Annotated in this window: 3 protein-coding genes; all 3 read right to left on the reverse strand. The window is 72.1% G+C overall.

Annotation, left to right across the window (positions count from 1 at the left end; all coding sequences use genetic code 11):
- Positions 1–242 (reverse strand): GcrA family cell cycle regulator (locus E2C05_RS29485; RefSeq protein WP_240046947.1); only part of this gene is annotated, 242 nt, incomplete at its 3' end.
- Positions 243–833: 591 nt separating this feature from the next.
- Positions 834–2,438 (reverse strand): ABC transporter substrate-binding protein, encoded by a 1,605-nt coding sequence (locus tag E2C05_RS29490; protein WP_133223189.1) that lies wholly within the window; start codon positions 2,436–2,438, stop codon positions 834–836.
- A 120-nt stretch (positions 2,439–2,558) separates the two neighbouring features.
- Positions 2,559–3,866, reverse strand: a complete 1,308-nt coding sequence (locus E2C05_RS29495) for an NtaA/DmoA family FMN-dependent monooxygenase (protein ID WP_133223190.1) — start codon at positions 3,864–3,866, stop codon at positions 2,559–2,561.
- Positions 3,867–4,035: the final 169 nt, after the last annotated feature.

Below are 4,035 nucleotides of genomic sequence, written 5' to 3' on the forward strand. Positions count from 1 at the left end.
GGGGCGACGGCTTCGCGCTGCAGCGGCGGCGGGGCCACCGGGCGGCGCGGCGCCGGGGCCGGCCGCGGCGTCGCATGCGCATCCCGCCGGATCGGGCTGGGCCGGGCCGGCAGGTTCAGCCGGTGGGCCTTGCCGACGATGGCGTTCTTTGAAACGCCCATCCGACGGCCGATCTCGGCGGTCGAATGACCTTCCGCCCAGAGGATACGGAGCTGTTCGATCGCCTCATTCGTCCAGTCCATGTGGTGTTCCCCTGCCCCGACCCACCAGATGTTGTCACCCACTAGATACGGTAGGCCAACGCGGTGGTCCCCCACAAGTTCTGGAGTGCAGGTCACACACGAAAAACTGTGGAAAAGATCGGGGAAAAGGGTGTGGAGGAAAGGATTCGCGCGTCTGAATAAGAAGTGCAAAGGGTTTCGACAGTTGTCCGCCGTATCGGGACGGTACGCGGCATGATGAAACGTTGCCAAGGGTTGGTCCCGGCCCGCGGTCGCGGAAGGATACGGCATCGGATGCCGGCCGCGTCGGCCCGTGGCCGGACATCGGGCCCGGCTTGTCGGGCGCTTCGGCAGAAGGTTTCGCCGCCGGGCCATTGGCTGGCCCCCCCGAGCCGCGGTCGCCGGGTCCGATCGCGGCGCGGCAGGACGGCCGCGGCGCGCGGCGCCTCCCCGACCCCAATTCCCGGCAGTGCACCGCGCAGGGTGAGGCCGCCCGGCCAGGCCTGGGCTGATGGGGCGCGGGCCGGCGGGATGCCGCCGCATGATTGGCCGCCAGGGGCGGTCCGCCCGGCCGGATGGCCGCGCGGACCGCGCCTGCTCACCGGCTGCGCGTCACTGCAGGTCGACGGTCACCAGGTCCTGGAACCAGGACTGGGCGGAGACGAAGCCGCGCACCCGGCGCGACATCGCCCGCGGGTTCAGGTCGTGGACGATGTAGAGCCAGGGCGGGTTGTCCACGAGCCGCTCATGCGCCTTGGCATAGGCGGCGTTGAATTCCGCCTCCCCCTTCGCATTCTCCAGCGCGGCGAAGGCTTCCTCGAAGGCCGGGTCGTTCCATTGCGGCCAGTTGAAGCCGTTGGGCGGGACGAAGGCCTGCAGGAAGTAGCGCGCCGCGACCGAGGGGTCGGAGGAGGGCGAGGAGGGGTTCACCGCGGTCGAGCCGTTGAGGATCGGCGCCTCCGGCCCGCTGCGCACCGCGGTCAGCAGCGTGTTCCACTCCGTCACCTCGAAGGAGACGTTCACGCCGCAGGCCTCGCGCAGGTTCTGCTGCATGTACTCGTTCATCGGCAGCGGCAGCATCTGGCCGGACCCGCTGGCCGAGATCATCACCTTGAAGGCCAGTGGCCGCTGCGGCGTGAAGCCGGCGGCGGCGAGCAGCGCGCGGCCCTTCGCCGGGTCGAAGCCGTAGCGGTTCTCCGGCCGGCCGAAATTCGGGTCGGACGGCTTCAGCCAGCCGACCGAGGGCTCGGCGGTGCCGTTCAGCAGGGAGACGAGGCCGGCGCGGTCGACGCAGTAATTCAGCCCCTGCCGGACGCGGACATCGCGGAAGGGCGTGGCGCTGCCGCCCATCTGGTAGAACCAGGGCCAGACATGCGGGTAGCTGTTGGTGACGACGTTGAAATTCGCCTGCCGCAGGCTGGGGATGGCATCCGGCGGCGGCACCTCGATCCAGTCCACCTGGCCGCTGCGCAGCGCCGCCAGGCGGGCATTCGCCTCCGGCACCGGCAGCAGCAGCACGCGGTCCAGCTTCGGCACCCGCGCCGGGTCCCAGTATCCCTCGTTCTTCGAAAGCTCGGCCGAGACGCGCGGGGTGAACCGCGACAGGCGGAAGGGCCCGGTGCCGGCGGGGGGAAGCTGCGCGACCCGCGCCCAGTCGCGGCCGCCCTGTTCCCAGCTGTTGGGGCTGGTCATCAGCAGGTAGACGGCCATGAAGGGGAAGTAGCTGGCGACGCGCGTCGTCGTCAGCGCCACGGTGAAGTCGTCGATCTTCCGGTAGCCCGCCATGATCGGGATGCGGGCGCGGGTGATGCCGCTGCCGGCCGCCTCGAATTGCGGGCTGTCGTTCTTGAAGAACCGGTCCAGGTTCCAGACCATGGCATCGGCGTTGAAGTCCGTGCCGTCATGGAATTTCACCCCGCGGCGGAGGTGGAAGATCCAGGTCTTCGGGTCGGCCGGGTCCTGTTCCCAGCGCTCGGCCAGCCCGGGGCGGAGGCCGGCGGGCCGGTCGGCGCGCGACAGATCCCAGAGCACCGGCGCCTCGAAGACCGGGTAGCCGAGGAAGCGCATGCCCTCGAACCCGTTGTTCGGCATGCCGGTGGTGGTAGGGACATCGGCCGCGGTCATGGCGATGCGCAGCGTCTTCTGCTGCGCCAGCGCCGGCGTGGCGGCCAGCAGCGCGACGAGGCCGAGGCCCGCGGCGCGGTGGAACAGGCTCATGGACAGGGTCCTCCCGGATAGCGGTGACCCCCGGGGTAGCAATCCCTGCGCCAAACCCCCGGTGTCCAGAGGCCTTTCGGCCTCTGGCGGGGGGTCGAGGGGGGCGGCGCCCCCCTCGGGCTACCCGGCCCGCAGATTCTCCCGCAGCGTCGCCCCGGCATAGGCCGTCCGGTACAGCCCGCGGCGCTGCAGCTCCGGCACCAGCAGCCGCGCCACCTCCTCGAAGGTGCCGGGGAAGACGGTGGGCGGCAGGATGAAGCCGTCGCAGGCGCCGGCCCTGAACCAGTCCTCCATCATGTCGGCGACCTGCGCCGGGGTGCCGGCCAGCAGGTCGCGGGGGCGGCGCACCGCCTCGGCGAAGCTGATCCCCTTCTGCCGCGCCACCTGCAGCATGCGGTCGCGATGCCCCTGGACGCCCTGGTTGGTGCCGCCGGCGTCCAGCGCCGCCGCATCCTCCACCCGGCTGAGGTCGGCGACCACCGACCAGGAGGAGGCGGCGAGGACGAGTTCCGGATCCACCAGGGATTCCAGGAAGGCGGCGCGGTCCCGCGCGATGGTGGCCGTCTCGCCCAGCACCACGGTCACGCTGGGCAGCACGGCGCAGTGGTCCGGGTCGCGCCCGATCGCCGCCATGCGGGCGCGGATGTCGGTGCGATAGGCCAGGGCGTCGGCCTTCGTCGCCGGGGTGCAGAAGATCACCTCCGCCCAGCGGGCGGCGAAGGCGCGGCCGCGGGGGGAGGAGCCGGCCTGCATGAGGACGGGCCGCACCTGCGGGCTGCGGGGCACGGAGAGCGGTCCCTCGGTCCGCACCCAGCGGCCTTCGTAGTCGGCGCGGCGGATCTTCGCGGCGTCGGCGAAGACCCCCCTCTCGCGGTCCAGCACCAGGGCGTCCGCGTCCCAGCCCTGCCAGAGCGCGTCGCAGGCCTCCAGCACCTCGTCGGCCATGTCGTAGCGCTGGTCCTTCGGCGGCAGGCCCGGCTGGCCCATGTTCCGCGCCTCGAAGTCGCGGCCGGTGGTGACGACGTTCCAGGCGGCGCGGCCGTTGCTGACGAGGTCGAGCGAGGCGAGCCAGCGCGCCGCGGTGTAGGCGGGCGTGAAGCTGGTGGAGAGGGTGACGCCCAGGCCGAGATGCCGCGTCACCCGCGCCATCTGCGGCAGCAGCACCATGGGGTCCACCAGGGTCAGCTGCCCGCCGCGGCCGACATAGTCGGCATAGCTGCCCTTGTAGAGGTCGGGGATGCCGAGGCCGTCGGCGAAGAAGCAGGCATCGAACAGCCCGGCTTCCAGCACCCGGGCGCAGTGTTCCCAGCGGCCGGGATCGAACAGGTCGTCCAGCGTCGCTTCCGGGTGCCGCCAGGTGCTGGGATAGCTGAAATTCGGCCCGGCCTTCAGGTAGGCGACCAGGTGCATGCGGCGGCGGTCGGTCATCGGCCTCTCCCTGCGGGCGGGACGGGTCCGTGCCCCGCCCAGCGGCGCGGCAGCCTGCCTCCCGCCCTGCCTGCGAAAGCCGCAGGCGCCGGGGCGGCAGGCGGATCGGCGGCAGGACCGCGCCGGGGCGGCACCGCCGCCGCCGCGCGGGCTGCCCCCGCAGCCGCCG

Origin of the sequence: Paracraurococcus ruber (assembly GCF_004353985.1) — a bacterium.
Lineage (GTDB): Bacteria > Pseudomonadota > Alphaproteobacteria > Acetobacterales > Acetobacteraceae > Paracraurococcus > Paracraurococcus ruber.